We start from the raw sequence: 26,694 nt of genomic DNA on the forward strand, positions 1-26,694 counted from the left end.
ATTTCCTACTGGTATTGGATTTTAAAAACGGATTAAAATTCTTCCGATTGTTTATATTAGATTCGATCAACTTTAACTTTCTATAAAGGATCGATAATAGATTGCCATTTGTTCAACATTCTTTCGAAAATTGATGGCGACAGATTCAGGTAAAATTTTTTGAATCGAATCCCTTGCTTCGATTAATAACGGGAAGAGTCCTTCTTGATTTGTAACTTTAAATCGAAATGAATCTCTAGAAAATTCTTCATAAGGAATTTCTGATATTGAATTTCGCACTTTATACGAAAATTCCGGATCACAAATCAGTTCGACTTCAATTGGTTCGTGAACTTGAAAAAGTATTGGGTGTAAAACCCAATCCTGAGAATTTTCCCTTTTCTGTCCTTGCGGTTGATAGAGTGGATTTTCAGCTATCGTTTCTACTTTCGTGATTTTAGGAATAATAAATCTTCTTCTTTCCTTTTTCTTTCTATCGTATGCTAAAAGATAATAGTCTTCCGAATTTTTTCGAATCAATCGTATCGGATCTGCCTCTACCTTATAGGTTTCTTCCGGAAAAGTTTTATAATATAAAAATTGAATGGGAGATTTTATTTTCAAAGCTTCTAAAAGTTTTTTTAAAAGTTCTTCCGAAGCACTTGCTTCAACCTGACTTAAATTCTTTTGAGTTTTCAAATCTGTTTCTAATTCTGGATAAATATCTAGTTTCCCTTCAAATAATTTCTGAGACAACGAATACAATTCTAAAGAAGGTGTCTCTTGATAGGATCTAAGAATTGTTTCCGCAAGTACGCTGAATTCTTCTTTATCTAATTTTAGTTCCCGATTGGATACGTTTCGGTCAAGAATGTATCCCTCTTGTGTAGAACGAACCAAAAAGCCAAGCTCTCCTAATTCTTCTATGTCTCTGGAAAGTTTTTTCCGATCTGAATCCGGATTTTCTAGATTTTGATAATGATCGGGAAGTAAAGAACGAATTTTAGTAAAACTCATAGGAGAATGACGGGTAAGCAAATTGAACAACAATGCGGAAAGTCTGGATTCCGTTTTTCCCGCTTCTTTTATGGGTATTGGGAAATCTTCCTCATCCTCGTTCCAGTTTTGAATTTCTGACATACCGAAAACTTTCAGAGACTCTACATTCTAATCAACTCGAAAACCACTTGAATCCATTCGCTTGGCTTACAAAATTTACTCCATTACAGATTTTATTCAAAAGGGATAAAAATGAATACAATTTTAAATTACGTAATTCCTCACGCTTTCGGTCTGATTTTCATCACGATCGGTTGGTACATTAGCATTTTAAACGTGGGGTTAACTCGTTTTACGGAAAACGTTCTGATTACAAAATGGACTCTTAGCGGCTTGGGTATGATTGTAGTCGGAGCTTATCTTCCTGAAATCTGGATCAGTATCAGGAATCTTTTTAAAAGGAAATAAAACCCAAACCGGAAGAAATTCCGGTTTTTCTTTTAAGGAACTTAATTTTAACGTGAATTTTGTATGACTTGAAAGGAATCGATGCGAGAAATACTCAGCAAAACGATAACCACCCCCCACAAGTATTTGATCATCTGTCGGAATTACAACAAATCCTCTGTAAAACTTAGTTCCCTACAACGCGATTCGTAGAGAGCGTTGTGCTGAGTTTTCCAACGCGATTCGTAGAGAGCGTTGTGCTGAGTTTTCCCTATTTTTGGATGGGTGAAGGTGGTAAGGTTTTCTCTATCAGAAAAACATACTTTTTGCAAGTAAAAAGACTCATTCTTGTCGGAACACTTGAAAAATGTGCCTTTTTGAGCCCAGAACGGCGATCCATAGAAAGCCCGTTCTGTTAAGTTCATTCTGATTCTAAAATCCTATTAACTTGTGGGGTTGGTGATGGGTCGCATTTTAAGACGTTCGACGGATCGCATTCTATAATAAATTAAAACTAAAGGTGATGATGTTGTATAATGTTTTCTGTATGCAATTGATTGACCAGAGTTGAGAACCCGGTGATGATCTTGGCGGCCAGATTCGCTCGGATTGAGTTAGTTCCTACAATTTTAGAATTTGTTTGTAAAATCGTAATTTGTGGTAGTTCCCACATTTTAGAAATCGATCTGTAAAACTCAGATCCTACTTTTTTCAGAATTATGGTCGAACTCATATTAGCTTAGTCTCTACTTAGAAATGATAAATCGATAGTTTTGAAACTAACTTTAGGTTCTTTATAAATTCAAAATTACAGTTCCTTAATGAATCGACTATTCAATCAGATACGTTTTAAAATTGATTTTTATCTTAAGTAGAAAATTAATTTTTTTTATAATTTCGGAAAAAAAATTTATTTCTTTCCAACGTTCCGTCCGATATTTAGTATAGATTGTCTCCAGAAGTAAGATCTTTGATGCGACATAGGGTATTTCAGAAAAGAAGTCCCTTTTGAAGTTTATACCAAGTGGTATTCTTTCCGGATCTGAATTCTGAAGAGGAGGAAAGAACATGGAAGTTCCACTCACAAATCTGATCCATTCCGCGGAAAAACTCATTCGCGACAAACGCTCTTCCGCTAGAAACGTTTCTACCCGTGTAGAGCAAGAAAGTTTGGACAAGACCGAATTTTCTTCGGGACTCACGTCTCGTTATTTGAAGATTCAGGAAACACTTTCTAGTCTTCAGGGAGAATTTACCCGTGAACAAATGAAACTAGGCATTTTAAACGAAGGAAACACGCCTAACAGCGAACTGATCAATATTTTGTTCGGTGAAACTCCTTTGTTTAGAGAACTTGCAGAAAACCCTGAAATCGATCAGAGCACTTTAAAAGAAAAGATTCAAGAAAAGAAAAATAAACTTACGGATACAATTCGTAACTTAGAAGTAGAATCCGAAAATATTTTTTCCGTAGGAATGTTGAAAGACCAAAATCATTTTTCTAAGTCCTTAGAAACGATCAGTGGTAAAAGCGTTCAGATGAAACAACTTTCCGAAAAAACGATCGAGAGATTAATCAAAGAATAAAAAAACGGGTTAATTTAATTTTCCTGTTTTTTATTTTTGAACCTCTTAATTCTTTCCAAAACCTCAAAATTTTAACTCATTCCAAAACTTTAGGATTGTAGGGACTACTATTCATTTAACTACGACAAGACGGTTTTAAGATTTATAAATTTTTCTTAAGAGACTTAATCTGTGGGAACTAACATAAATTTTACGATTCACGGCTGAATACTTCATCCCAAAACTTTAGGATTGTAGGAACTACTATTCATTTAACTACGACAAGACGGTTTAAACATCTATAAATTTTTCTTAAGAGACTTAATCTGTGGGAACTAACACAAATTTTAAGATTCACGGCTGAATACTTCATCCCAAAACCTCAAAATTGTAGGAACTACTACAAATTCACGTTAAGTTTACTCGAAAGCATTAGAAATGTTTAATTACTACTTTGATTGATTCCGAACTTTTAGCGGTTTTAAACGCCTGATTCAAATCTTCAGGTGAATAAAAATGGGTTACCATATTCTTTTCAAGCGCTTCTGAAATTTTTTTGTTTTCCTGTAATAGCTTGATTGCAAGTTGAAAATCTCCGCATCGGGACGAACGAATTGACTTTCCAGAATTCAAAAATTCTAATATATAATTTTTTTCCGATTTTCCCTGGAAAAGGATAGCTCCTCTCGGACGTATCAAAGAATTTTCATGACTTCGACTTGGACGAATCAAACGATCTATCTCCTCTACAGTACCTGCAATTCCCAAATCGAAACGAGGAATTCGTCCTCGAAAATCTTCAGTCGATAGTATTTTTTCGGCGTCCTCAATTTTACCGTAATATACTTTGAAATGTGAAGGTAAAGTCACCTTTCCAACATTAGGTGCTACATATACAGTCCGATTGGAACGATTTTCTTTTTCCCAACAAAAGTTTAAATTTTCATCAGCGAATTTTAAAAGACTAAGTTCGTCCACCACCAACTCCGTTAACTTTTTAATCCCAAAAACTTCTTGCCCGTTCGTGGTTTTTAGATGTAATTCTCTACTTGTAAGCCGAATCGCACTTTCAAAGCCACTTGTAGTTCCGGTTGTATCGTAAACAATTGTATAACGTTTATCAAGAGTTTCTATTTTTTCTTTTCCCAAATCGATCATTTGATCCGCTCCTAACTTGAAAGAAAGTTTTAAGAGATGATCCCGTCTAGAAAGTGCTGAAATTTTAAATCGAGTTCCCGAAGAATTTCGAAAAGCGGCTAACGCGGCTACTACGAGACTTCCTAATCTTCTCGGCCCTAAAACCGCAACCTCATCCCCATCTTTAGGTGGAGAAGATAGTACCGCTTGTAAAGAAGCCGCAAATGGTTCTATTAAAACCGCAACCTTATCAGAAAGTGTATGATAAGAAATCGCTGCATTTTGTGGTGCTAAAATATAAGGTCCAAATCCTCCAGGAAGTCTATCGATTCCGAGTACTTTTCTTGTAGGACTATGAGATGCAATTCCTTCCTCACAAAATTTGTCGAAAGGTTTTTCTCCTCTCGCTTCGAATGTATCATTGATCTCTACTACGTATTTTTGTTTAAGTCCATGGATTGACTCCATATCTTCTGCAATTACTTCATGTCCAATCACTTGAGGAAGTGGGAAAGGAAGAAAACTTCTGGAAAGATCTGTAGAACAAACTCCGCAAAGTTTGGTCCTTAATAGTTTATATCCTGGGCCGAGGCACAAATACTCTTTTCCGTTTCTATATATTTCCCAGCCTTTTTCCAGACTTCCTTTGAATAGATAATTCGCTTTTTCAAAAGTTTCATCCGAACGATAATCCATCGCCGAAAATTCGATCTTCATGTTCTGCTTCCCCTTTCTTTCATTCCAAATTTTCAAGAAGATCTAAATCTTCACCCAGTTATTGAGAAAGTAGTAGTTCCCACATTTTCTAAATTGATCTGTAAAATCTCGAACCGTGGTAGTTCCCACATGCGACTTTTCGCGTAATAACAAGTTTTTATAAAACCCAAAGATAATGATTCTAAAATTAAAGGTTTGCATAAAGTTATTGTTATATGAAATCAAATTAAAATTTCATTTCATATAACCTTACAGAAGTTTGTAGTAGTTACTACAAATTTCAAGATTTATGGTAAAATTTTTAAACGTAGAAACTCATACAATTTAAAATGACGATAAAGCCGTTATAAAAAAACATAATCTTCTAATAGATATATCTGTGGGAACTAACACAAATCTTGAAGTTGTACGGTAAAATTTGCATTACTCATTCCTATAAAATCAAACACCTAAATAACGTGAGTTCGACGTAAAAAATCCATAATTCATTTTTCTAAAAAAAGTTGTGATCTCGATTTCTAAAATGTGGGAACTACCGCAAATCACAATTTTACGAACAAATTCTAAAATTGTAGGAGCTCATACTTTTAGAAAATTCTTTCTCATTTACTTACACCGAACTCACGTTAAATAGAATCGTTGAAAATCCATAATTCATATCAACAAAACTGCTTCCAGCGACCGTTTCCATGAAATAGATGGAGAATTAATTTTTCAAAAACTCTACAACTTATCTCAAAAATACTTTATTTTTGCTTAAAATGCCAACTCCAATCATTCTAAAATATTTTTGAGATAGCTTCCTAATATTGAAATTAAGCTATGGGTATTTTATTATTATGTGTCTGAATAATCTCTATACAACCTATTACTCATAACTATATAATAAAGTACTTAATATTTTGCACGAAATCAGTGTTTTGTGATAAAATCAACGGTACTCAATTTTATAGAGATCAGTATCATAAATTTTTATTATAAAGCCATATTTGAGTGTAAAATATTGAGACTGTATTTTATAGGGACAACAAAAGAAATTCTTCAATAAAGTGCAGATACTTTTAATCATTTGAATATTTAATTTATATAATGAATGAAAATTTTATAAATTCATCCGACGAAACATCCAAAAACACAAACCTAAGAATAAACTTGGAGTAATCCAAACTCCTGCAAAAGGAGGTATTACTCCGTTTTCACCTAGAGATTTTCCTGCAGAGTTAAATATATAATAGATGAGTACGACTCCGATGGTTATTCCTAAAGAAGCGACTCCGGCGGTTTTTTTTGTAAAATACCCCGCAATCGTTCCAATCAAAGTAACTATGATCGTCATCATAGGTAAAGCAAAAACGGAATGTTTTTCTGTAAGAACGTCTCCGTAAGCAAGACCTTTTTGAATTCTTCTTTTTTCTTCTTCTTTTAACTGAAAGAGATTCATCTCTTCCACGGAACCTGCAGGAACTTTAAAGTAAGAAGGTTCTTCGGGAAGTTCGTATTCTTTTTCTTCGTAAGTTTCTTGAGAACTGAGTTTCAAATCGTTGTCAAAATGCCACTCTTCTACTTTCTTCATCTTCCAAAGTTTAGTTTCGTAATTGTATTTCGCCTTCAAAGAAGAGATTACCGTTTCTGGAGATCCATCCGGTCTAAGTCTTATATAATTGAATCCCCCATTGATCTCGTCCTTATCCGGATCATAAAAATATAAATAATAAAACCCTTCTTTTCCTTTCACGTGAAATTGATACACACTATTCGCAAGAGTTCCCATTCCCTCTGTAAGTGTATCGTGTTCTATTTTTGCTAATTTGTTGACCGGCCTTACGATTAACTCAGTCGCGAGCAACATTATAATCCACATTAAAATTCCGAATAGGATGAGAGGAGTTACAATTCTAAAAAAAGATACCCCCGCAGCCATCATAGAAACGAGTTCCTTGTTTACTGAAAACTGCCCAACCGTAAAACAAATTGAAAACATCAAAGACATGGAAACTACAGTAGTAGATATGATCTTCGGAATACTATAAACTAAAAAAAGCGCCACGTGGTATCTAGGCGCCTTTGTTGCAGTAAAATTTCTTAGGTTATCATTTACAAGAGAAAGTAGCATAATCCCTGTTAGTAGAATCACGGTTCCAATAAAGATTTTAAAAAATTCTCCAAATAAGTACTTATCTAAAATTCTTAATGGAAAAAATTCCTTCTTCCATTTTTGAAAAAAAGATTTGAAGGAATGAAATTGAAAAGGACTTGCAGACATAAAGTTCGTTAGAAATTTAAAGTTTGTTCCAAAATTTGCCAGACCCTTTTTTAGAATGTGTCTTTATTCCGGAAGTCAAAACTGAATACCATTCTACCGGTGCTGTAAAATAATACAACACCTTACCGATCACTAAAATCCTTCCCAAAGGTTTGTAAAAAATCACTTTTGGAATCTTTGAAGATGATAATTTCTTTTTACAGTGATTTGACATTCTATTACTATACTACTGATTTTGATAAAATTCAGTACCGTAAATTTTGATCACAACACTCTGCTTGATTGAACTTAAAATTTTACTGATTCTTATAAAATTCAAAGTGAGTTCAACGATTGAAAATTCGGGCGAATCCGGCGTCGCCGGACCGCGCTTTCAGCTCCGATCAACAAATTGAAAGTTCGCTTGAAAACAAAAACTTTTTATAAATTCAATTTGTTGATCACGCCTCAATCGCTTTCGCATTGAATTATACCGAAGTTTACTTTCAATTCAGAGACACGTTTTTGAAAGTTTATCTTTCTCTTCTAAAAATTGAAGATAAAACTATAATAAACCCGAGCTACTATTCTATTTTTGAAAATTGAGAAACTATCACAAAACTTAAAAATCACAATTTTTGTCACTATATTCTAACTATTACTTTATCGTTAAAATCCAACTTACACCTGTACTAAATTGTAAGAACTCCCAAAGCCCTTCCGAATTTTAGATTGACTCTCTCGTTTCTATACACGATTCTTCCGAAGGAAAGGAGTCTCTCATGAAATTTCGTTCTATTGTCATTCTTATGTTCGCCGTTTTTTTTACATCTGGCGCGCTATTCGCAGAAAAATCTACTGAGGAACATATTAAATCGCTTTCTTCCGGTTCCGATTCCGAAAAATACGAATCTGCAGTTGCTCTTGGAAAGAACAAAGAAAAATCCGCAATTCCGGAACTAATCCAACTTTTAAATCGTAACAACGAACCTAAAATCGCAACGGCTGCAGCGATCTCTTTGGGAAAAATAGCGGAACCTGGTGATTCTACAATCGCTTTAAAAAACAAAATTATTTCCTCCGAAAACGGAGATATAGTTTATGCTTCTTTGGCTTCTCTTTTAAACATTACCACAAAAAATGAAAAGTTAGAAGATTCTACAAAAGAAGCCTTTGAATACGCAGATAAAAATCGTAGAAGTGATGAATTTGTAGCGGATCTTTTAGACCTAATCAAAAAGAAACTCAAACTCTAATCCCCTTTCAACTTGTTCCAAAAGTTGATAACAAAAACTCGTTTAGGTCTTAAGCGAGATTCTACGCAGAAAATAATCAAGACGTTATGCTTTCCTTTTGGAAAGCATTGTCCTGTTTAATCAAGTTTACAGTTTATCCTCTAATTACAGTTAAATATGATTCGTTTTTTATCATCCACATAAGAAACCACTCTGAATCGATTCTTATAAGAATAAGTGCCATAATTAAATAGACTCTGATTTCAATGCAAAAGGGATCGATGCAGAGTCAAGTTATTGAAATTAAAGAAATTGAATATATTACCGTAACACACAATAACTTGACTGGAGCTAAAGAGCCCGGTCCGGCTGCACTGCAGCCGGATTCGTCCAAATTTTCTTACGTTGAACTAGATTTCATTACAAAATCCCATTTAAATAAAAAACATTAGGTATCCTTTATATAGCTCTGAGCAAGCGATTCCATTCGATCCGAATTTCTTCCAAAGTCAGTTCTCTTCTACCTAAATCTTCGGAAATCTTTTTTAAAATCGGCTGCAACCTACCAGCTTCTTCTAAGGTAATGTTTTCCCCTGCATCTTTTAAAATACAATAGACCGCACTTTTACCCGATTGATTTGTAAATTCGATTCTGTCCCCCTCCGGCCTTCCGATCAACGCGGCGTCAAACGCGCGATAGGCGCCTTTTTGTAGATGGCGTGTTTTTGCGACTCCGTCTTGATGAATTCCGGATCGATGAGAAATGACGTCTTCTCCAATCAAAGGCGCTTTTTCATAAATTGGAATCTCCGATAGATAAGAAACCAAACGAGATGTTTCATAGATCGTCGAAAAATTTAAAGGGACTTCAACTCCGCAGTTATGAAGAGCAATTGCCACTTCATATGTGTTTGTATTTCCCGCCCTCTCTCCAAGTCCGTTTAACGCCGTCTCCAATTGAACCGCTCCTGCAAAGTAAGATTCTACCGTAGTCGCAGTCGCCATTCCAAGATCATTATGTGTATGAATCGAAATTCTTGTATCCTCTGGCAATAAATTAGCAACCGCCTTTACCATAGAAACAAAAAGCCAAGGACGATAACGTTCGACGGTGTTGGGAAGATTTACAACATCGGCTCCGTTATTCAAAGCGATTTGAAACGCTTCCGCAGCAAAATCTAAGTTTTCCAAAGAATCTCCGAAATGTTCTCCTGAAAATTGAACTTCACCTTTTGATCCTACAAGACTTTTTGCATAAGCCACTGACTGGGAAATCCTATCTAAAACTTTTTCAGGAGTTATCTTCAATACGTTTTGAATCGTAAACGCAGATACAGGATATACGATGTGAATCCTTGGTTTTGGAGCAAACCGTATCGCCTTCCAAGAAACTTCGATTTCTTTTTCCACAGCTCTAGATAAAGAAGATATGACTACGTTATCCGGTGCAATCGAAGAAAGATATTTACAGGCTTCAAATTCTTGGTTGTTAGAAGAAGCAAATCCTACTTCAATTCCTTGTACTCCTAGTTTTAAAAGTTGTTTAAAGATTGTTTCTTTTTGTTCTAAATTCCAAGGTCTACGAAGTGCTTGGTTTCCGTCTCTTAAAGTCACGTCCATAAAAAAAGGAAGATGTTTAGGAATTGGAGTTTGAAGATCCGAGAAGAACTTTACATTTCTTTGATCTTCGGAAACGGAAAGGTCACGCACTATAGACTCATTTTCCGATTGTGAATCTTGTTTCATTGTTTTCTCCTTTTACCGGCCAGTCCAGGAGAGGGATTTTCCGAACAGAGATGAACTCGGAAATAAAAAAGCCCACTCCAGGAGGAGCAGGCTCGTGTATTTTTTTACAACTCTACCAGCTCCCCCTAACTAAGGAGGAGTAAAAGCTCAATAGTAAGCGTTAGTAGAGTTACGTTGCGAAACATATAATATCAGACTCAATCGGATTCTTTAAAAATACAAGTATTTTTTAGAATGAAATCAAAGCTTATGGATTCACTTACAGCGCGTTCGAAAACCTGCCGAGCGATTCGTAAAGAGCGAGACATTGAGTTATCCCAGCGACTCATAGGGAGCATCACCTTACCCACAAGTTAATAGGATTTTAGAATGAGAAGAATCAAAATGCACATTTTTCAAGTGTTCCGACAAGAATGAGTCTTTTTACTTGCAAAAAGTATGTTTTTCTGATAGAGAAAAATTTTCCGAACCTTACCACCTCCGTCCCCCACCCAAAAATAGGAAAAACTCAACACAACGCTCTCTATGAATCGCGTTGTGGGGTGGGAACTAAGTTTTACAGAGGATTTGTCGTAATTCCGACAGATTTATATTGAGATCAAATATTTGTGGGTAAGGTTATGATAGGGAGTGAACGCATTGAGTTTTCACTTTATTAGAAAGATCAAGCTGCAGTAATTAAAACAGAACGCTTTCTAAACTCAAATCTCACTTTCTATTGGCGCTCGACGGGTTGTCCTTAACACTACGCCTAGCGTTATTGAGTTTCCGCTGCAATCCATAGTGAGCAGTGCCATTGAGTTTTTTTTGGGACAGGTTCTTATGATTTCAATTTCAAAACCTATTCCATTTTTTGTAGGTGAAGTTTTCGAAAATGTGGGAACTACCACAGATCACGATTTTACGAACAAGTTCTAAAATTGTAAGAGTTCCCACATCATTTTACGGACAAACCTAAGTTTTGTGTGAATTTCCTCTCACACTTGAATACGACAGGTTCAATTGTTATAAACTTCTATTTTTTAAATTGTGGTAGTTCCCACATTTAAGGAATCGATCTATAAAATTCAAATTCCAGCTTTTTTCAGAATTATGAATTCCTTATGTTAAACACACATAATCCTTAAAATAAAAATTGATCTCAAAACAAAAACAAGACGTAATTTGTAGGAACTCCACTAAAACCGAGCCTTTTCTAAAATTTAGTTTTTAGTTACCGAACGATTTTTAATTAATTTCGTTTTATCCTTTCAAACAGTTTAAAAAATGTACAAATTCTATCACAAAGAGATTTGAATGCACCTTTATATCTTTCCAGTTATAGCGACCATTTTCTTTTTTGTTTCTAGTTCTTTGTTTGGTGAAAATTTAAAACTAGATTTAGAACAAACGAACGAAATTCTAAAACATATTCAAAAAGATCATAGAATCGGTTGGGAAAATCTAGAAACTCAAATCGATTTCAATCTTCTCAAAGACAAGATCAATAAAGGATCTAAATCAGAAGTTTTAAAAATATTTAACGAAATCAAACAAACCAATCGTCTCAAAAACCTTCATCAAGTCGATTTCAATCAAGATGGTAAATTGGATTTAATTTATGATCCTGAAAATCCTACTCAAGATTTTGTACTAATTTTTTTAAACACTTCGAAGGGTTACAAATTGCTCTATAATCGCGGTGGAATGATCGTGGATTTTAAACGTTCTCAAAAATTTGTAACATTTTATATAAAAGCTCCTTCTTGTTGTTGTCTTCAATATGGTTCTTTAGAAATTCTTAATTTTGATTTCGACTCCAATCAACTTAAAAGCCAAATATCCGTTTCTTATTCTGGAGTTTTACATCAGCCTACACAACTCGAATATTTCAAACGTTTTAAAGTTTCTAAAAATTCAGCGAAACTAAGAACGGCTTCGGTAATCGACGACAAAGAAATTCCGGACCCTTGTTCGGATCAAAAAATTCAGGGGAATAGGATCGATTTATACAATACAAATTTTGAAGGTTTTGCACTTTCAAACAAATTGAACGAAAAACAGATGCCTGATTGGTATTTCGTTTTGATTCCCTCCCCTTACATAAAAGATAAGGTCTATAACTTAGGCTGGTTTCAAAAACAGGATTTAGAATTGATAGACACAAAATAAATTGGCTTTAACTATAAACCTTATATCAAGATGAATTTGGCGGTTGAAAATAGGAGCGAATCCCGCCAATAATTTGTAAAAGAAAGATCAAATGGAATAGGCGGGACCGGGCTCTCAGCTCCAGTCAAGTTATTGTGTGTTATAGTGATACATTCAATTTTTTCAATTCCAATAACTTGACTCCGCATCGATCCCTTTCGCGTTTAGAGAACAGACGAACTTCGTTTCATCGCACTAAACAAAAGACTGACAACCTATAAGCGGCCCTCGACTGTTTATATATTTTCTCTAAAAAACAATATAAATTAATATTTAATAAAATACTAATACATTTAAATAGAGTTTTGAAAAAACAATCCTTCGTATGTTTTCTATTTTGTGAAAACGGCCGATTGAAGCAACTTGTTAATGAAATTATTAAATAATTCTAACGATAATCCGGGAAACCTCGATCCACAAATTGTCTTTTTTTAAGAAGACAAAAAAAGTTAATCAATTAAAAATTGTATTAGAAAAATTTTATAGAATAGAAATGAGCTACTGTCTTCTATTTCGCTCTGATGGCCGTTCGACAGGATTTTAAATCGAGATCTAAGGAATTTTAGGTGGGAATTTCAGGTTCAAAATTTCGCGTAATGTGTTCTCTAATTCGGTGCGAAGAGTTTGTTCGTTTTCGGATACATACGCTTCAAAGATAGAAGGCAAACTATCCGGATCGTTGATCGTTCGGATCGTGTTTACCGCTTCGATTCTTAGATTCAGTTTTTCTCTCGGATTTCTAGCAAGAACGAGTAACGCAGGAACCGCATTTTTATCCTTAAGCTCTCCTAAAGAATGAATGAGCTGCCACTTAACCGCATTCTCTTTTTCTTCTGATAAAATTTTTGTAAGTTCAAATGCATTTGTATTTGCTCCTAACTTTCCCACCGCGTAAGCCGCTTTTGTTCTTAACTCTGCATCTTCTGCGTTAGTCAACACCGCAAGAATACCTTGACCTCCTCCGTTGTTTCCAAGATCCAATAATAGATCGATCATTCTCGCCCTTAAAAACGAATTGTCTTCCTTTACCAATTGATCGGATACAGCTTTGGCTCCTTGTTTATCTTGGTAGAGTAACAACGCTTCTAAAGAAATTCTTCGTATATCTGAATTAGAGTCGTTAAGCCCTTTGTAAAACAAAGATAAATATTGACGGCCTTTTTTATTTTTAAGAATTTCTAATGCGACCATTTTCACGTCATCGTCCGGATCGTTAGTGGCAGATTTTTGAAACTGTGAAAATTTATCAGTCATTCCAAGTCGATTGATCGCTATGAGATATTTCTTTCTCACTCCTGGACTTTCATCATTCGCTAATTTATGAATCTGATTTTGAATCCTCTCGTCTTTAATAATCAAAGAGGATTCCAAAAAATACATTCTATGCACCGGATCTTTAGACAAGGACATATCCAGTAAAATCGGTAAGGCCCTATCGTCCTTTAATAAATTCATCAATCGATAACTTAGAGTTCTTACTTGTGTTTCGGGATCACTAAACGCAGCAATCACCGAATAGATCAGTCGTTTTTCTTTTTTCTTTTCAGCCAATAGTAGAATTTCTTTTTTCAAATTTACATTAGTCGTCTTTTGAAAGACCAAGTCCAAAACTACCACCCAATTTGGTGCGAGACCGTCCAAATCCTCTAATTCAGAAAATAGCTTTAAAATCGCAACCTGAGCCTTTTCTTCAATGGATTCGTTTTGGAATATAGTAGGTAATTCCTTTACGAGATCCAATCTGTTTTTGGCTCGTATCTCTGTAATTGCCGTGGCTTGTAATTTAGAAAAATTGAATACTTTTTCTTTAAATTCGTCTTTAGGTGTTTCCGCTGCTTGAATCGAAGTTATAAAAAGGAATGAAATCAAAAACGTTAAGAAGTAACTTTTCAGAAATATCCCTCCCTGCGAGTATTTTCTTCTAACGCCGCAGACGCTGCCCGCTTATTCTCGTAGGCTTCTGACAAAGACGGGTCTAAATCGATCGAACTCTGAAACGCCCGAACCGCCCTTTTAAATTCCCCATTTTTATAATAACAAATCCCTAAATAATTATAAGCGGTCGCCGCTGTTTTAGGTCTTACATCAGATCTCACAATCGCGGTCAGTTCATCGATAGCCTTTTCACGATCCAAAATTGAATTAGAATCTATTAGAATTTTTGCAAGTACCAATCTGCCTTCCATATCGTTCGGATCCATGTGAGCAGAGCGAAAAGCCTCGTCTTTGGCCCTATTTTTTAAATCTGGGTCTTTGGATTTATTATATAACAAGGCAAGTTTCTTATGCGCGTTTTTCAGATCCGCTCCGTCTCTTGAAGAATTCAATACTTTCAGTAGAATTTTTTCGGCGTTGGAATCGTCCTGCATTCCCATATAGGCTTCCGCCATTTTGAGATATACCTTGTAAGCGTCGTCTTTATGTTTTACTAATCCTATATATTCTTCCACAGCTTCCCGAAAAAATTTATTTTCCAGTAAATAGTCTCCAAGAGCTTCACGGCTTTGTATATTTTCCGGCTCTATCGCCGTGGACTTTCTCCAGTTTTCTATAGCGAGTGTCCCATTTCCAGAATGTTTATAAACAATTCCTAATGTATGATACGCTTTCGCGTTTTTAGGATTGAGTTCTATCACCCGATTCAAAGTAGTGACCGCTTCTCCATAACGTTCCATCTGATCCAAAACGACTCCCAAATTAATCAGAGCAGTCTCCGTAAAACTATCGCCAGGAGTAGAAGATACGATCCTACGATAGGTTTCTTCCGCAGAAAGTAAATCTCCTTTGTTATAGTATGCTTCCGCAAGTTGAAAGAGAGAATCCACATCCGTAGGATTATATTTTAAACTTTTCTGAAGCGCCGAAATGGACATCTCTCCCTGATTGAGATTGGAAAACCCTTCTGCAATCAATCTATAAATTTCGGGATCGTTTGCGCCTGCGTCTCTCGCAAGTTCCAAATATTTAAGAGCCTCTTCTTTATTTCCATTTTTTTGTAGAACTATCGCGAGATTATAAAGATACTTTGCTTCGTTAGGTGAAAGGTTGCTTGCTTGTCGGAAATGATATTCCGCATTTTTATAATCCTGTTTGTTGTAAGCGATATTTCCCAAATAAGAATGAGATAACGCGGCTAATCTTCCGGATGGAGTCTTTATTACAACTTTCTTAAATTCCTCTTCTGCTTGTGGAATTTCACCCTTTTTAAAATAACTAACTCCTAAATTGTAAGTCAGATGCATATCGTCCGGAGAAGTAGACAACCCTTCTTTATAGGCGTCAATCGCAGCATCCGGGTCGTTCAACTCGTTAAATAGATTTCCAGCAAGTAACGAAACCCTAGGATCACTAGGCGCGATTTCTTTCGCTTTCAGAGCAGCCATTCGAGCGTCTGCAAATCTTCCAGCGTGTTTATAAGACAACGTAAGATTGTAATACGCGTAGAAATTTTTAGGATCGTATTGAATCGCTTTTTGAAGTCTTTCGATTGCTTGCGGATAACGCCCGCTCTCGTCATGGATTACACCTAACACAGTCAATGCGATCGATTTTTCTTCCTGAGTTCCTGTAGAATCTAAAAACTCATTACAGGTATCAAATGCCTGCCTGGTAAATCTTTCTTTGTAAAGATTGATACATTTTGTTAACGCCGGGTTTGCGTTTCCATCCGGTATATAAGGTCTTTCTAATAAACGATTGATGTCGGATTTATTTTGGATCAAATCCTTATTAAAGGCTCCTGCAAACTCGGAACCAGAGGAGGAATTACGAAAAAATTGATGGTAAACCGCAAAACCGATTCCCCCTAACACCAAAAGACCCATCAGAATCCAGAATATTAGAAGTTTATTATAGGATCTACGAATCCGAACCGGTTCTTTATTCTCGGGGAAATAAAATTCCTCTTCCTCGATTCCCTCTAAAAACAACCTGTTTTTTCGGATTTCTTTATCCATCGGATTTGATTTCGTTTTTGAGAATTGCGTCCAAAACTCCGTTTACAAACCGAGCCGATTCTTCGCTTTCAAATTCTTTTGTAAGTTCTACCGCTTCGTCGATCGTAACGTTTTTTGGAACTTCCCAAGTATATAATAACGCGTATATAGACAAACGCAGAATTGCTTTGTTTACGATACTGATTCTTGAAAAGTCCCAATTTTTGGAGTATTTCTTGATTAGAGTATCGATCTGTTCTTGGTTTTTCACAACCCCATTTACGATGGAAACTGCAAAATCCCTTTCTTCTGGTTCCGTTTTTTTATCGTACCATTTAAACTTAAGAACTTCCTTTAAAGGGGGTTGAGTAAGTTCCAATTGGTAAAGCGCCATTACGGCAATTTCTCTGGAAGTACGTCTAGCTGACATTCAAAGAAGGGAAAGTAGGTTTACCATTTCCACGGCGGTGGCTGCGGCTTCCGCACCCTTATTTCCCGCCTTAGTCCCGGCTCTTTCAATCGCTTGTTCAATCGTATCTGTGGTCAAAACTCCAAAAATAACAGGGATAGAATGTTGAACTCCAATTGATCCGATTTTTGCAGATTCTCCCGCTACTAAATCAAAATGAGCGGTTGCACCTCGGATCACCGCCCCCAAACAAACGATGGAATCATATTTTTTAGAAGCGGCCGCTTTAGAAACCACCACCGGCATCTCGTAAGCACCAGGAACCCGAACCACGGTTACGTCTTCAACTCCGTGCATCCGAAACGACTCAAGTGCTCCTTTCAGTAAACTTTCCGTTATAAATTCATTGAAACGAGAGACAATCACACAGTGTTTTTGTCCCTTTCCGTTTAGATCTGCTTTGAGTTCTTGGATCATAGATTCCTGATTGATTCTATTGTTGAGAAATCACATCTTACCATTGTGGTAAGTTAAAATATCTATATTAGGACATTTTGTCCTAATATTATAGTCAAGGATAAATCTCTTGTTATCGATGATTCGAAAAATTCTCTCCGGCTTTTATTTCATCTATTGTATTCGATTGTTTTTTTTATTTTTTGTTTTTCTTTTTCTTTCGGAATGTTCCGTCTATCGAAGAATCTTTCCAAAAGAAGACGAATTTTTAAAGTCTCTTAACTTACCCGAATGGGTGTTAGAATCTAACATCAAATTAAGAGTTTTATCTGGCTTACAAGATCTTCCAAACCCAGAAGATTCTCTTCCGGAAGACGAGATCGCGAGTTTTGAAAACAAAACCAGAAGAATTTTAGCTACTTCTCCGCAAGCGATGAAGGATCTTTTTGAAGCCACAGGTTGTATAGACGGTTCCAGACTTGCAGGAATTAGAGCCAACCGAATTACCGAAAAAGAAGAAGACGTTTGGTATGGAATTTGTCGCAACGGAAAAGAAGATGCGATCATCTTTCGTTTATTCCAAATGGGAAACACCGATCTCTATAGAAAGTACGAAAAAGAAACTCTTCCGGCCTGGGAAGAAGCGAGAAAACTTGCGGCAAATAACCCGGATAAAGCGGTTAGACTCGCCAATCAGGTCATCGAATTAGAACCGGCACATCCCGCAGCTAGAAAACTACTCGGTCAATTGTATCTAAAAGGAGGTTATTGTAGAGGTTCGATCCGAAACTATAGACTTTATCTCAGAGTTATGCCTCTCGCCGGAGACAAGTGGAAAATTCACGATCAACTCAAAGAGAAATGTGGAGAATTTTTAAAAGCAGAACCTTCAAAAGAAGAAGTAGAACTTCCAGATGCGGATCCAGACGCAATGTAAAAGAAATTATAAAATAAAAATATTCTAAAATTCTAAAGGTAAATCAAAAAAAATTTAAAAACAGTATTAAAAACTCAAACTTCAACCTAGAAAAGTTTTGAATGATTTAATCCCTAATATCAAAAGAAGCTAACCTAAATAACTTTTTTAATTTTAGGAAGTATCGGCATTTCATTGTATTCTCTTCCATTCAAAAGTCTTCCGGCAAGTTTTTTGTTTCTTCCACCCCACTGTTTAAAAAAAAACGCGACTTTTTCTTTTCTACAGGTACGGAGTACTTCAATAACCCAATTTTTCTGCAAAGGTCTTGCTTTCAGGCCGGATTCACCGCCCACAATAACCCAGTTTAATCCGGCTAAGTCAATGTCAGCGACGCTTTCTAACAAAGGTTCTACTGAAAGAAATTTAATTATCGCGCCAGTCTTGCGGAGAAAATCAATTCTTGAATATACTTTTCGATTTTCAACGGAAACTCCCATCCATATATTGGGAGTCCAAATTAATTCTTTATTCATAGCAACAAGCCGCTCAGGTCTTTTAGTTAAAATCTGAAAAGTATGCTGAGGATTCTCTCTCATCACTTTAAAAATTTCTAAAATAAATTCATTAGGGACATCTTTATGAAATAAATCACTCATAGAATTTACAAAAAAAATTGTAGGATTTTTCTTTTTTTGAGGTATCGATAAACGAAATGGATGAATCTTTACTTCGGAAAATTTTCCCCAATCTTTTTCAAATCGTCTTGTCAGAACCTCAGCATAACAATTTGCACAACCTGCGCTTATTTTTGTACATCCAGTTACTGGATTCCATGTAGCTTCTGTCCATTCTATATTCGATTTAGCGCCCATAATTTATTTTCGGTATTTCTTCATAATAGAGTTAATAATTTTGATTGCAAGTGACTTCTGCGTGGCAAATATCAAATAATAGACAATGGCGTTGACGCTATTTCTCATTGGCAAAGGCTTAGCCACTTCTGCAAAACCAGCTACTGTTTTTAATCGATCAGCGTATGCTTCCAAAATTTTCTGCACAGGTTTTTCGTTCCTTACCGTTACCGGCCCAAAAAGATCATTTTCTTCGGAATACACAATTCCTTTCCAAGAGTCGTCCCCCCAAAATCGATTCATTTTTTCTCGATTGTTATCGGATATAGATTCATTATTGCTCCATAGAACATTACGATTCATATCAAGGACGGGAAAATTAATTAACACATCCGTAATTTTACTTTTTCCGGCTGCCTTTACTACATCCCAATCCAGAGTCAGTTTATAAGGATCTAAAAGACAAAATATTCTTTCATACTTATCGTAATGGAACTTTGGAAATACTTTTGCTGGAAGAACTTTATTAGAATTTCCTATATGAAAATATGCGTTAGTTTCTGAACTTACAAGGCTTTGCAAATGGTGAACCCGTTTTTCTTCAAGATCTACAAAATGATATTCATGAAATGGTGGTGTAACTTTTAGAGCCCTCAAAGCACTACCATCAATTTTCTCTGAAGTTTTCTTCGAAATTGCTTCTCCCGAATTACAAAATCCATCAATATAAATGGTTTTAAAATTTAAATTTTTCAAAGCCCCCTGAAAACTTTCCGCATATTTTTTGACTATTTCTAATTTTAACTCAGTCCATTCACCAGCTCGATCATACAAATCAAAATCATCTTCCATATATTAAGATTCGGTATATTAGTAATTTATATAGAATTATTTAATTATTTTTTATTACTTAATATTATAAAATCATACTTCAAAGACTTTATTCCGAATTAAATCGTTTTTATTTGAGTCATTTTATGGGGGGAAAATATAAACTTAATCCTAAACATTTTCAATTATAATAATCCGTTCCCTAAAGGACTCAGTAATATTATAATCGTTAACAGAGAGAAATTAAAAGGAAGACCGAATAATTTTAAAAAGACACCGGAGATTGATCAAAAATAGTAAATATTTTGAAGAAAGATGGGAACGTTCCTTTTATTTTTGCCTTTCCTTCCCAACTCGAATTACTAAAACGATTTTTCCATTTGGTTTTTCCACGACTTCAAATCCTTCTTCCTTAAGAGCTTTTTTAATTTTATAAAGACCAAAATTCACTACCTTGGATTGAAAATTCGGTTTTAGAATGGGTTCTTGCATCTCTTTGAATATCGGAAAAATGAGAGGGGAATCTTAAACTTATGTAAGAGTTTTCCTAAGACAAGAAGGTTCCTTGACAAGTAGGACCTAAAGATGTGTTATGAAATGGAATGGCAGCTCGTATTTTTTATTACCTTTCCACAGGAATTATTTTAATCGGTTTAGCTTTAGCGGCCTATTCTCCCGATTTGTTCCAATGGGAAACCTTAGAATGGGTCTACCAAAAAAGGACCTTTTTCCTATTTTCTTTGATTTTTATCATATCCGTAATTCTAATTTATTTGATCTACTGGAAGGCAAAAAAAGGAATTCTTCATTCCAAAAGCAAAACCGAAATTCATCTTCAGGAATCTCTGAACGAACTAGTTGAAGACAACCAATCCCTATTTTCATTTTTAAAAGCGGCAACGGAATCGCTTGGAAAACAAATAGAAACTTCTAAACAAAATCTTTCTCCCGAATTTTTTTCCGCTTGTTCGACGGAATATCTAAAACTAACCCGAGAATTCGAAACGTCTTCTGAAATTTTTAAATCGATCCCAATGGCTCCTGAGGAAGATCCAAAAAAGAACAAAATAAATTTTAAAATTTATGAATATTCAGAAATTATTAATCGCCATAGAAAACTTTCCAAAAACCTAGAAAAACTAAGAGAAGATTTAACTCGACTACGAAATAAGGTATCGAGATGAAAAATAATTTTTTTTTCAAATTAGCGATATTCACTCTTATATTAAATTGTTCTTTTCCTACAAAAGAATCGGAAATACTAAGTTCTAATCAGGTACTTCCATTTTTCACTTTAGGAATTGGCAAAGATTCCCTCAAATCAATCGGTAAAAAACGTTGGTTTTTTGGGGTCAAATCGATTCTTTTACATCATACTTACGGTTTAAAGGCGGGAGAATACTTAGACAAAAGTAAATCCTCAGGATGGATGGTGCATTTTATCGTTCTTGAAAACGGAAGTGTATACGGAGTAGAAGAGCCCTCTAAAATACTTTACAAAGCCGCACCTGGAATGGACGAAACCACAATCCACGTTTCTTGGGAAGGAAACAACGATTCCATTTTAAAAAACGAAGTTCAATTAAAATCTCTCGTCAATCTGATTGAAACTCTTTCAAAAAAACATTCAATTCCTCTAAATAACTACGATATTACTTCTAAAAAAGGAATTTTTACACATACTCAGAGTAAGAAAAAATTTGGTCGTTTTTTAGATACCGGGGAATGTGGAAGTGAAAAAGTTTTATCTTCCGTTCTTTTAAAACTCCAAGGAAAATTTTTTTCAGAAACAGAATGGAAAGATCGGTTTGACTCCGGTTGGGTAATTCGTAAGGAAAAATTTACAGATCCGTCTGGTAAAAAAATCGTTCCAACATACAACCGAGGCAGAGGTACAACTTCCGCACCAATCATAGAATTGAATTCCGTAGAAAAAACGTCCGATGGAAAAGCTCCTGAAGAAAAAAGACTTCGTTATAATCAGCGTGGATCTATTTCTCCCGATTGTATCGTGTTGCACTTTACCGCAATTCCTGATTATCAAAAAACTTTAGAAGTATTAGAAAAACGGAATTTATCCGCTACGTTTCTCGCAGATCAAGATGGAAAAGTCTATCAACTTTTGGATTCTATCTTGGACGCGGCTGCGGCTGCGGCTGGAACTAACTCGAACTGCTTTCAAGTGGAAATTGTAGGAAAAGATACAGAAATGCTTTTAGCCAATCAGGAACAGACCAAAGCGGTTGTTCGTCTCGTAAAAGAACTTTCCGAAAAATATAAGATTCCTCTGAACAATGAACGAATAGAATCCTTACGAGGTGTATATTCTCATACACAAGCCAAAAAAAAATGGGGAGGTTCCATTTATCTTGACGGAAAGGATTTTGATCCCGGCGAATCTTATATGAAAGAAGTTTTAGAACAAGCAGGCGGGACTTATTATCCGGAAGAAAACTGGTTCGATAGACAGAGCGAAAATTGGATTCTTTTATTTACCGATTTTCAACCCTGACAGATCGATAATATTTAATTAGAACCATTACTATAAATAGAAAACTATGTAGTTCAAGTTTTGGTTTGTTATTTCAACAAAAACTTATTAGTAGAACTATTTACTTTTACAGAAAGTAATAGGAGAATATACGTTCTGAATGTGCCTAATGATCGTTATTTTACTAATGGAAAAGGCCTTTCTAATAACAGGTTTTTGTAAACTACAATAGGCATTGTCTCCATTCTCATCCACTGACTTTTAAATCTTTTTATAAAAAGTAAGAAAACCTGTTTTCTTCCACTTCTGTTCAATCTCAATCTGGTCTAAATGGATTTGGTCCAAACGAATCGGAGATGTTTTTCCATTTGTATCCTCTATTTCCGGAGGCACTGCAAAGAAGAAGTTTTTCTTTTTTCCGAATTTTTCCTTCAATTCCACATAAACAATTGTATAACACACTGCACATTCAGAATACATTTCCTGATTGAAAATTAAAAAAACAAATATTATAAGTAGAAACCGTTTCAAAATTTTTCTACTCAATTTCATAAGATAAAAATAATATTCTTTCGATAACTTTCAAGTCACATCCATTCCTATCTTTTACATACAAGGCCCTTCCTCTTCGAGCCTTGTAATAACGTTAGACGAAACTTCAATTACACTTCTGGATTTTCCAGAACGAGTGCAATTCCCTGACCACCTCCAATACAAAGGGAAGCAATTCCGTATTTCGCCTTTCTTCTTTTGAGTTCGTACGCGAGTGTGATCGTAACCCTGGCACCAGAAGCTCCCAGAGGATGCCCAATCGCTACCGCACCGCCATTCACATTGGTAATTTCCGGATTGAGCCCTAATTCTTTTTGAACCGCAAGATATTGAGCCGCAAAAGCTTCATTTACTTCCACTAAACTCATATCCGAAAGTTTAAGACCTGCTTTTTTCAAAGCAGCTGGAATTGCAAGTGCCGGACCAATTCCCATTTTAGCAGGATCACAACCAGCGTGACCATAACCTCGGATAATCGCCAAAGGTTTTTTACCTAACTTCTTAGCATAAGAAGAAGATGCTACAATTGTAACCGCCGCTCCGTCGTTTAAGCCGGAAGCATTTCCAGCGGTCACGGTTCCACCTTCCCTAAAAACAGCCTTTAAACTTCCAAGTTTATCAACACCAGAGGCTCCCTTAATAAATTCATCTTTTTCTAATATAACCGGTTTTTTACCTGGGATCGTAACGGTAAAAATTTCTTCTTTAAGACGTCCTTCTAAAGTGGCTTTTTCGGCACGAGTTTGAGAAATCGCCGCCCATTCATCCTGTTCTTGTCTGGAAATTTTATACTGATCGGCAAGATTTTCAGCGGTCTGTCCCATGATCAAACCTACGTATTGGTCGGTGAGACCTTGTTCTAACGTATCTTCAAATTCGGCGGAACCGTAACGAACTCCCCAACGCGCGTTACGCACAACGTAAGGAGCATTACTCATCGATTCCACTCCACCTGCAAGAACCGCATCCGCATCCCCTAGATAAATCTTTTTTGCAGCTTGGATAATCGCTTCCATACCAGAACCACAAAGACGATTGAGAGTCAGAGCCGGAACTCCTAAAGGAAGACCCGTTTTCAGACCAATATGACGCGCAAGATAAATCGCTTCTTTTCCTGTCGGAATCACATTTCCAAAAATCGATTCTCCAATCGCTTCAGGAGAAACTCCCGTTCTTTCCAGAATCGTCTTAGAAACCAAAACTCCCAGATCGACCGCACTCAGGTCTTTTAAGGTTCCTCCAAAATTTCCGAACGGAGTTCTAATCCCATCCAGTATAACTGCTTCTTCCATAATTACTCCTAATAATTATAATATTTTAATATACCAATCCCATACGAAAAAGGCTTGACATCACCCAAAAACGTACACTCAAACATAATACTTTTATAAAATATCCTATTACATATAAAGTCAATTTAATTCGAAATGAAAAATAAGAGTTTGAATAGATTCCATTTTTAAAATTTACCCCAACCCATCCGACATGACTAATTTCATCCTCCAAATTTCCCAGTTCCGCTACTAATCATCACGTTTCTAAATATCTATTCTGAGATTTTTTAAAGTAAAAATTTTTTTTGTCGTAACAAACATTAGTCAAAATTATTTTTCTAAAAAAAACGCTGTTCTTGTCCCGATTCTTACATGGTTCGTATCATAATTGACAAATATTTAAAAAACCAACCCACTTAAAAATTCCAGCATAACGTTCTTACGGATTTTTGGAAGCCGTCTTGCAAGAATGTGGTAGTTCCCACAAATTTCATTTTCACAGAATTTTCTCCACCTACAAAAGATAAAAGAAAATTGCTGATCGAATTTTCCCAAGTCATCAAAAAAAGTTTATTTTGAAAAGTAGGAATTCTTTCAGGATTTTCTCTAAAAACCTAAGGATAAAAAATGATTTTTATTTTTAGGCTACAAGAAGTAGAATAAAATTTAAGCCGCTTATTTTTCCATCTCGAAAAAATGAAACAAAACTCATAAGTACGATTTTCAGAAGGCCTTAGTTACAAATTAGAGTTTACGAAAGCAAAACGTAATAGCAGATCGATAGTTATTCGTTTGATTTTTTTGATAAAGTAGAATTGAATTTAAAAAACTACAAATATAAAAGAGACATTTAGCGATTCATAACTTGCTAAAGTAAAATCTAAAAAATGACCGTGACGAGACACAAGAGAAGATCTAGAAACAGTTTAAATAGAGAGAATATCGTACAAGTGGCGATGGAAATCCTTCAAGAAAAAGGGATCGACAGACTTTCCATGAGAAAGATCGCTGAAAAATTAAACTGCAGCGTAGCAAGTCCGTATTCTCATTTCACAAGTCAGGAAGAAATTATACAAGTACTGATTGCTAAAGGAGAAACCGAACTGACTCAACTTTTACGAAACGCACAGAAAAACGGAAAAAACGCATTCGAGCAGTTAGCGGGAATCGCACGAGCTTATTGGGACTTTTCCTTAAATAATAAAGAATTACATAAAGTAATGTTTAATACGGTTCACGGACATATGCACAGAAAGGCGTTTCCAAGTTTACCTACCAGTTATAGAGTGTTTTTAGAAACCATACGAAATGGTTGTATCAACCAAGAATTCAAACTACCTAAATCAGAATATCCAGCAATCGCAAGAATGATGTGGGCGTGGATGTATGGACTGATGGTATTAGATCTTACGAATATGCTCAAACGTCGCCGTGGAGGAAAAGACGATCCTCTAGCAGAAGGTTTTTTATATTTCCAAAAAATTCTTTTAGAAGAATAAATTTTCAGATAACTCTAAAATTATAAAAAGATTTCTAGATTTTCAAATACAATTCTGAGAAGTTTTATTCAAATAACAACAATGTGTATTTAAAAATGTAAAGACCATACTTAAAATTAATAATACTTCGATCAGCAAACTGCAGAAATATTCTAATAAAAAAAAATCTTTCAGAACTCTAATTCGATTGGAAATGTAAAATCGAAAAAATGATCTTACTACGTTTTAAATTGTGAGATTTATATTCATTTTTAATTTTTTCAAGAAGGTTTTGAAACGCACTTTAGAATAGAATTGTTGAAAAATTAATTCTCCATCTGTTTCTATTTTATGGAAACGGGCAATTGAAGCAGTTTTGTTAATCGGAACTAGGGAATTTTTCAACAACTCTAATAAAGTAAAATCCAACAAATCATAAAACTTGATAAATCGATTTATAAAAACTTAAAGGACACTTGTATAGTTCATAACATTTAGAATATGTACTACTTTTGCCGACAAAACCTTTTCGAAGAAACAAACACTTTAGAGATCGTTACTCCAACGGATCGTATCTGGATAAATTTTCCGAACCAGTATCTCAACGGACACTTGACCTCGATCCTGAGTACGGCACTGAACTGGCCGATTTCTTCGATACGAGCTGGGCAGTAATGTCGGATAAACTTATTCAAGCATTCAGTGAAATAGGAGTCAAAAATTTCGACTCCTATCCAATGATCTTACGTAGAGTGGGCCTGGTAAAAAATATTATAATTTCAGTGCCGTAAACTTTATCGGTGAAATCGATGCTATCGATAGAGAAAGATCGTTGTTTACACCCAATGCTCTTAGAAAATTTAAATCCATTGTCATCTCGTCTGAAAAAGTAGGCGATTTAAAAAGTTTTAGACTTGTAGATGGTCCCGGATTACTCGTTGTAACCGAAGCCGTGGCCGATTACTTACGAAAATGGGATTTTAAAACATTACTTCTACAACCGACACAAGAATATGATGGAGTTTGAATAAAAGCAATATGCTGGCTCTCATTTAAAAATATTTTACTCATCGTTATAGTCTCATCCACAAATAAAAATCTGTTCCTATTCAAGTACTGATTTAACGTGAATTCGTGGGAGAATCCGTTTTATTTTAACGTGAAGTTTGATGTAAGAAAAAATTGGGGCAAATCGTTCGCAAATTTCATAACTAAAATGGCTCTCAACCTAAAACGCGAT

Annotated in this window: 24 protein-coding genes; 9 read left to right on the top strand and 15 right to left on the bottom strand. The window is 35.4% G+C overall.

The window, feature by feature from the left end; genetic code table 11:
• Positions 1 to 72: 72 nt before the first annotated feature.
• A complete protein-coding gene (locus tag BW942_RS03485) occupies positions 73 to 1,119 on the bottom strand; it encodes a WYL domain-containing transcriptional regulator (protein ID WP_001290040.1) in 1,047 nt (348 codons plus the stop codon).
• Positions 1,120 to 1,230: 111 nt separating this feature from the next.
• Here BW942_RS03485 and BW942_RS03490 point away from each other — a divergent pair, with 111 nt between their 5' ends.
• Positions 1,231 to 1,446, top strand: a complete 216-nt coding sequence (locus tag BW942_RS03490) for a hypothetical protein (protein ID WP_001092302.1) — start codon at positions 1,231 to 1,233, stop codon at positions 1,444 to 1,446.
• A gap of 809 nt (positions 1,447 to 2,255) precedes the next feature.
• Here BW942_RS03490 and BW942_RS03500 read toward each other — a convergent pair.
• Positions 2,256 to 2,495 carry a hypothetical protein gene (locus tag BW942_RS03500; protein ID WP_000465969.1) on the bottom strand — a complete coding sequence of 80 codons (240 nt, stop codon included), beginning with the start codon at positions 2,493 to 2,495 and terminating at the stop codon, positions 2,256 to 2,258.
• On the opposite strand from BW942_RS03500, the gene BW942_RS03505 reads away from it, so the two are divergent.
• Positions 2,494 to 3,012: an LIC10415 family protein gene (locus BW942_RS03505; protein ID WP_000453665.1), complete on the top strand. Its 519-nt coding sequence runs from the start codon at positions 2,494 to 2,496 to the stop codon at positions 3,010 to 3,012. The genes BW942_RS03500 and BW942_RS03505 overlap by 2 nt on opposite strands.
• A 411-nt stretch (positions 3,013 to 3,423) precedes the next feature.
• Here the strand turns inward: BW942_RS03505 and BW942_RS03510 are convergent, their stop codons facing one another.
• The 3 genes from BW942_RS03510 to BW942_RS03520 all read right to left on the bottom strand — a co-directional run bounded on the left by BW942_RS03510 (position 3,424) and on the right by BW942_RS03520 (position 7,274).
• The gene (locus BW942_RS03510; RefSeq protein ID WP_000687497.1) at positions 3,424 to 4,845 is read right to left on the bottom strand and encodes an MDR/zinc-dependent alcohol dehydrogenase-like family protein; all 1,422 of its coding nucleotides are present in this window, start codon (positions 4,843 to 4,845) and stop codon (positions 3,424 to 3,426) included.
• A 1,102-nt stretch (positions 4,846 to 5,947) separates the two neighbouring features.
• A complete protein-coding gene (locus BW942_RS03515) occupies positions 5,948 to 7,108 on the bottom strand; it encodes an LptF/LptG family permease (RefSeq protein WP_001276589.1) in 1,161 nt (386 codons plus the stop codon).
• A gap of 16 nt (positions 7,109 to 7,124) precedes the next feature.
• Positions 7,125 to 7,274: a hypothetical protein gene (locus BW942_RS03520; protein WP_001969088.1), complete on the bottom strand. Its 150-nt coding sequence runs from the start codon at positions 7,272 to 7,274 to the stop codon at positions 7,125 to 7,127.
• Positions 7,275 to 7,869: 595 nt separating this feature from the next.
• Between BW942_RS03520 and BW942_RS03525 the strand changes: the two genes are divergently transcribed.
• Positions 7,870 to 8,343 carry a HEAT repeat domain-containing protein gene (locus tag BW942_RS03525; protein WP_000672221.1) on the top strand — a complete coding sequence of 158 codons (474 nt, stop codon included), beginning with the start codon at positions 7,870 to 7,872 and terminating at the stop codon, positions 8,341 to 8,343.
• Positions 8,344 to 8,781: 438 nt separating this feature from the next.
• Here BW942_RS03525 and leuA2 read toward each other — a convergent pair whose 3' ends face one another.
• On the bottom strand, positions 8,782 to 10,068 hold the full coding sequence (leuA2, locus tag BW942_RS03535; RefSeq protein WP_000806764.1) for a 2-isopropylmalate synthase LeuA2: 1,287 nt from the start codon (positions 10,066 to 10,068) through the stop codon (positions 8,782 to 8,784).
• A gap of 1,296 nt (positions 10,069 to 11,364) precedes the next feature.
• Here leuA2 and BW942_RS03540 point away from each other — a divergent pair.
• Complete coding sequence (locus BW942_RS03540; protein ID WP_000550877.1) at positions 11,365 to 12,219, top strand: hypothetical protein; 855 nt, start codon at positions 11,365 to 11,367, stop codon at positions 12,217 to 12,219.
• A 591-nt stretch (positions 12,220 to 12,810) separates the two neighbouring features.
• Here the strand turns inward: BW942_RS03540 and BW942_RS03545 are convergent.
• Genes BW942_RS03545 through ribH form a run of 4 tightly spaced genes read right to left on the bottom strand, consistent with a single transcriptional unit; the run spans position 12,811 to position 17,079 of the window.
• A complete protein-coding gene (locus tag BW942_RS03545) occupies positions 12,811 to 14,127 on the bottom strand; it encodes a HEAT repeat domain-containing protein (protein ID WP_000622941.1) in 1,317 nt (438 codons plus the stop codon).
• 20 nt (positions 14,128 to 14,147) lie between these two features.
• A complete protein-coding gene (locus BW942_RS03550) occupies positions 14,148 to 16,214 on the bottom strand; it encodes a tetratricopeptide repeat protein (RefSeq protein WP_000356651.1) in 2,067 nt (688 codons plus the stop codon).
• Positions 16,207 to 16,623, bottom strand: a complete 417-nt coding sequence (gene nusB, locus BW942_RS03555) for a transcription antitermination factor NusB (protein ID WP_001276210.1) — start codon at positions 16,621 to 16,623, stop codon at positions 16,207 to 16,209. Before nusB ends, BW942_RS03550 begins: the two co-directional genes overlap by 8 nt.
• On the bottom strand, positions 16,624 to 17,079 hold the full coding sequence (gene ribH, locus BW942_RS03560) for a 6,7-dimethyl-8-ribityllumazine synthase (protein ID WP_000613920.1): 456 nt from the start codon (positions 17,077 to 17,079) through the stop codon (positions 16,624 to 16,626).
• Between the two features lie 109 nt (positions 17,080 to 17,188).
• Between ribH and BW942_RS03565 the strand changes: the two genes are divergently transcribed.
• On the top strand, positions 17,189 to 17,995 hold the full coding sequence (locus BW942_RS03565) for a tetratricopeptide repeat protein (protein WP_000950355.1): 807 nt from the start codon (positions 17,189 to 17,191) through the stop codon (positions 17,993 to 17,995).
• Between the two features lie 134 nt (positions 17,996 to 18,129).
• Here BW942_RS03565 and BW942_RS03570 read toward each other — a convergent pair whose 3' ends face one another.
• The 3 genes from BW942_RS03570 to BW942_RS03580 all read right to left on the bottom strand — a co-directional run bounded on the left by BW942_RS03570 (position 18,130) and on the right by BW942_RS03580 (position 20,151).
• The gene (locus BW942_RS03570; protein WP_000501018.1) at positions 18,130 to 18,849 is read right to left on the bottom strand and encodes a DUF5131 family protein; all 720 of its coding nucleotides are present in this window, start codon (positions 18,847 to 18,849) and stop codon (positions 18,130 to 18,132) included.
• Between the two features lie 3 nt (positions 18,850 to 18,852).
• A complete protein-coding gene (locus BW942_RS03575; RefSeq protein ID WP_017861820.1) occupies positions 18,853 to 19,680 on the bottom strand; it encodes a three-Cys-motif partner protein TcmP in 828 nt (275 codons plus the stop codon).
• A gap of 309 nt (positions 19,681 to 19,989) precedes the next feature.
• Positions 19,990 to 20,151 carry a hypothetical protein gene (locus tag BW942_RS03580; RefSeq protein WP_001157764.1) on the bottom strand — a complete coding sequence of 54 codons (162 nt, stop codon included), beginning with the start codon at positions 20,149 to 20,151 and terminating at the stop codon, positions 19,990 to 19,992.
• A gap of 110 nt (positions 20,152 to 20,261) precedes the next feature.
• On the opposite strand from BW942_RS03580, the gene BW942_RS03585 reads away from it, so the two are divergent.
• Together BW942_RS03585 and BW942_RS03590 are read left to right on the top strand one after the other, a co-directional pair.
• Positions 20,262 to 20,843 (top strand): hypothetical protein, encoded by a 582-nt coding sequence (locus BW942_RS03585; protein ID WP_000741270.1) that lies wholly within the window; start codon positions 20,262 to 20,264, stop codon positions 20,841 to 20,843.
• Complete coding sequence (locus BW942_RS03590) at positions 20,840 to 22,171, top strand: peptidoglycan recognition protein family protein (RefSeq protein WP_000794300.1); 1,332 nt, start codon at positions 20,840 to 20,842, stop codon at positions 22,169 to 22,171. The genes BW942_RS03585 and BW942_RS03590 overlap by 4 nt, the downstream gene beginning before the upstream one ends.
• A 240-nt stretch (positions 22,172 to 22,411) precedes the next feature.
• Here the strand turns inward: BW942_RS03590 and BW942_RS03595 are convergent, their stop codons facing one another.
• Together BW942_RS03595 and BW942_RS03600 are read right to left on the bottom strand one after the other, a co-directional pair.
• A complete protein-coding gene (locus BW942_RS03595) occupies positions 22,412 to 22,702 on the bottom strand; it encodes a hypothetical protein (RefSeq protein WP_000777993.1) in 291 nt (96 codons plus the stop codon).
• 110 nt (positions 22,703 to 22,812) lie between these two features.
• Complete coding sequence (locus tag BW942_RS03600) at positions 22,813 to 23,994, bottom strand: acetyl-CoA C-acetyltransferase (RefSeq protein WP_000390637.1); 1,182 nt, start codon at positions 23,992 to 23,994, stop codon at positions 22,813 to 22,815.
• Between the two features lie 869 nt (positions 23,995 to 24,863).
• On the opposite strand from BW942_RS03600, the gene BW942_RS03605 reads away from it, so the two are divergent.
• On the top strand, positions 24,864 to 25,475 hold the full coding sequence (locus tag BW942_RS03605) for a TetR/AcrR family transcriptional regulator (protein ID WP_000219100.1): 612 nt from the start codon (positions 24,864 to 24,866) through the stop codon (positions 25,473 to 25,475).
• Between the two features lie 811 nt (positions 25,476 to 26,286).
• A complete protein-coding gene (locus tag BW942_RS03615) occupies positions 26,287 to 26,481 on the top strand; it encodes a hypothetical protein (protein ID WP_000494963.1) in 195 nt (64 codons plus the stop codon).
• The last annotated feature ends 213 nt before the right edge of the window (positions 26,482 to 26,694 follow it).

It is taken from the genome of Leptospira interrogans, assembly GCF_900156205.1.
In the GTDB taxonomy this organism is placed as follows: Bacteria; Spirochaetota; Leptospiria; order Leptospirales; family Leptospiraceae; genus Leptospira; species Leptospira interrogans.

Coding starts and splice junctions, on each gene's coding strand:
- BW942_RS03550 (WP_000356651.1), bottom strand. CDS start 16,214: ATGGATAAAGAAATCCGAAAAAACAGGTTGTTTTTAGAGGGAATCGAG.
- ribH (WP_000613920.1), bottom strand. CDS start 17,079: ATGATCCAAGAACTCAAAGCAGATCTAAACGGAAAGGGACAAAAACAC.
- BW942_RS03575 (WP_017861820.1), bottom strand. CDS start 19,680: ATGGAAGATGATTTTGATTTGTATGATCGAGCTGGTGAATGGACTGAG.
- BW942_RS03600 (WP_000390637.1), bottom strand. CDS start 23,994: ATGGAAGAAGCAGTTATACTGGATGGGATTAGAACTCCGTTCGGAAAT.
- BW942_RS03510 (WP_000687497.1), bottom strand. CDS start 4,845: ATGAAGATCGAATTTTCGGCGATGGATTATCGTTCGGATGAAACTTTT.
- nusB (WP_001276210.1), bottom strand. CDS start 16,623: ATGTCAGCTAGACGTACTTCCAGAGAAATTGCCGTAATGGCGCTTTAC.
- BW942_RS03525 (WP_000672221.1), top strand. CDS start 7,870: ATGAAATTTCGTTCTATTGTCATTCTTATGTTCGCCGTTTTTTTTACA.
- BW942_RS03490 (WP_001092302.1), top strand. CDS start 1,231: ATGAATACAATTTTAAATTACGTAATTCCTCACGCTTTCGGTCTGATT.
- BW942_RS03580 (WP_001157764.1), bottom strand. CDS start 20,151: ATGCAAGAACCCATTCTAAAACCGAATTTTCAATCCAAGGTAGTGAAT.
- BW942_RS03540 (WP_000550877.1), top strand. CDS start 11,365: ATGCACCTTTATATCTTTCCAGTTATAGCGACCATTTTCTTTTTTGTT.
- leuA2 (WP_000806764.1), bottom strand. CDS start 10,068: ATGAAACAAGATTCACAATCGGAAAATGAGTCTATAGTGCGTGACCTT.
- BW942_RS03590 (WP_000794300.1), top strand. CDS start 20,840: ATGAAAAATAATTTTTTTTTCAAATTAGCGATATTCACTCTTATATTA.
- BW942_RS03585 (WP_000741270.1), top strand. CDS start 20,262: ATGGCAGCTCGTATTTTTTATTACCTTTCCACAGGAATTATTTTAATC.
- BW942_RS03500 (WP_000465969.1), bottom strand. CDS start 2,495: ATGTTCTTTCCTCCTCTTCAGAATTCAGATCCGGAAAGAATACCACTT.
- BW942_RS03595 (WP_000777993.1), bottom strand. CDS start 22,702: ATGAAATTGAGTAGAAAAATTTTGAAACGGTTTCTACTTATAATATTT.
- BW942_RS03505 (WP_000453665.1), top strand. CDS start 2,494: ATGGAAGTTCCACTCACAAATCTGATCCATTCCGCGGAAAAACTCATT.
- BW942_RS03485 (WP_001290040.1), bottom strand. CDS start 1,119: ATGTCAGAAATTCAAAACTGGAACGAGGATGAGGAAGATTTCCCAATA.
- BW942_RS03570 (WP_000501018.1), bottom strand. CDS start 18,849: ATGGGCGCTAAATCGAATATAGAATGGACAGAAGCTACATGGAATCCA.
- BW942_RS03605 (WP_000219100.1), top strand. CDS start 24,864: ATGACCGTGACGAGACACAAGAGAAGATCTAGAAACAGTTTAAATAGA.
- BW942_RS03515 (WP_001276589.1), bottom strand. CDS start 7,108: ATGTCTGCAAGTCCTTTTCAATTTCATTCCTTCAAATCTTTTTTTCAA.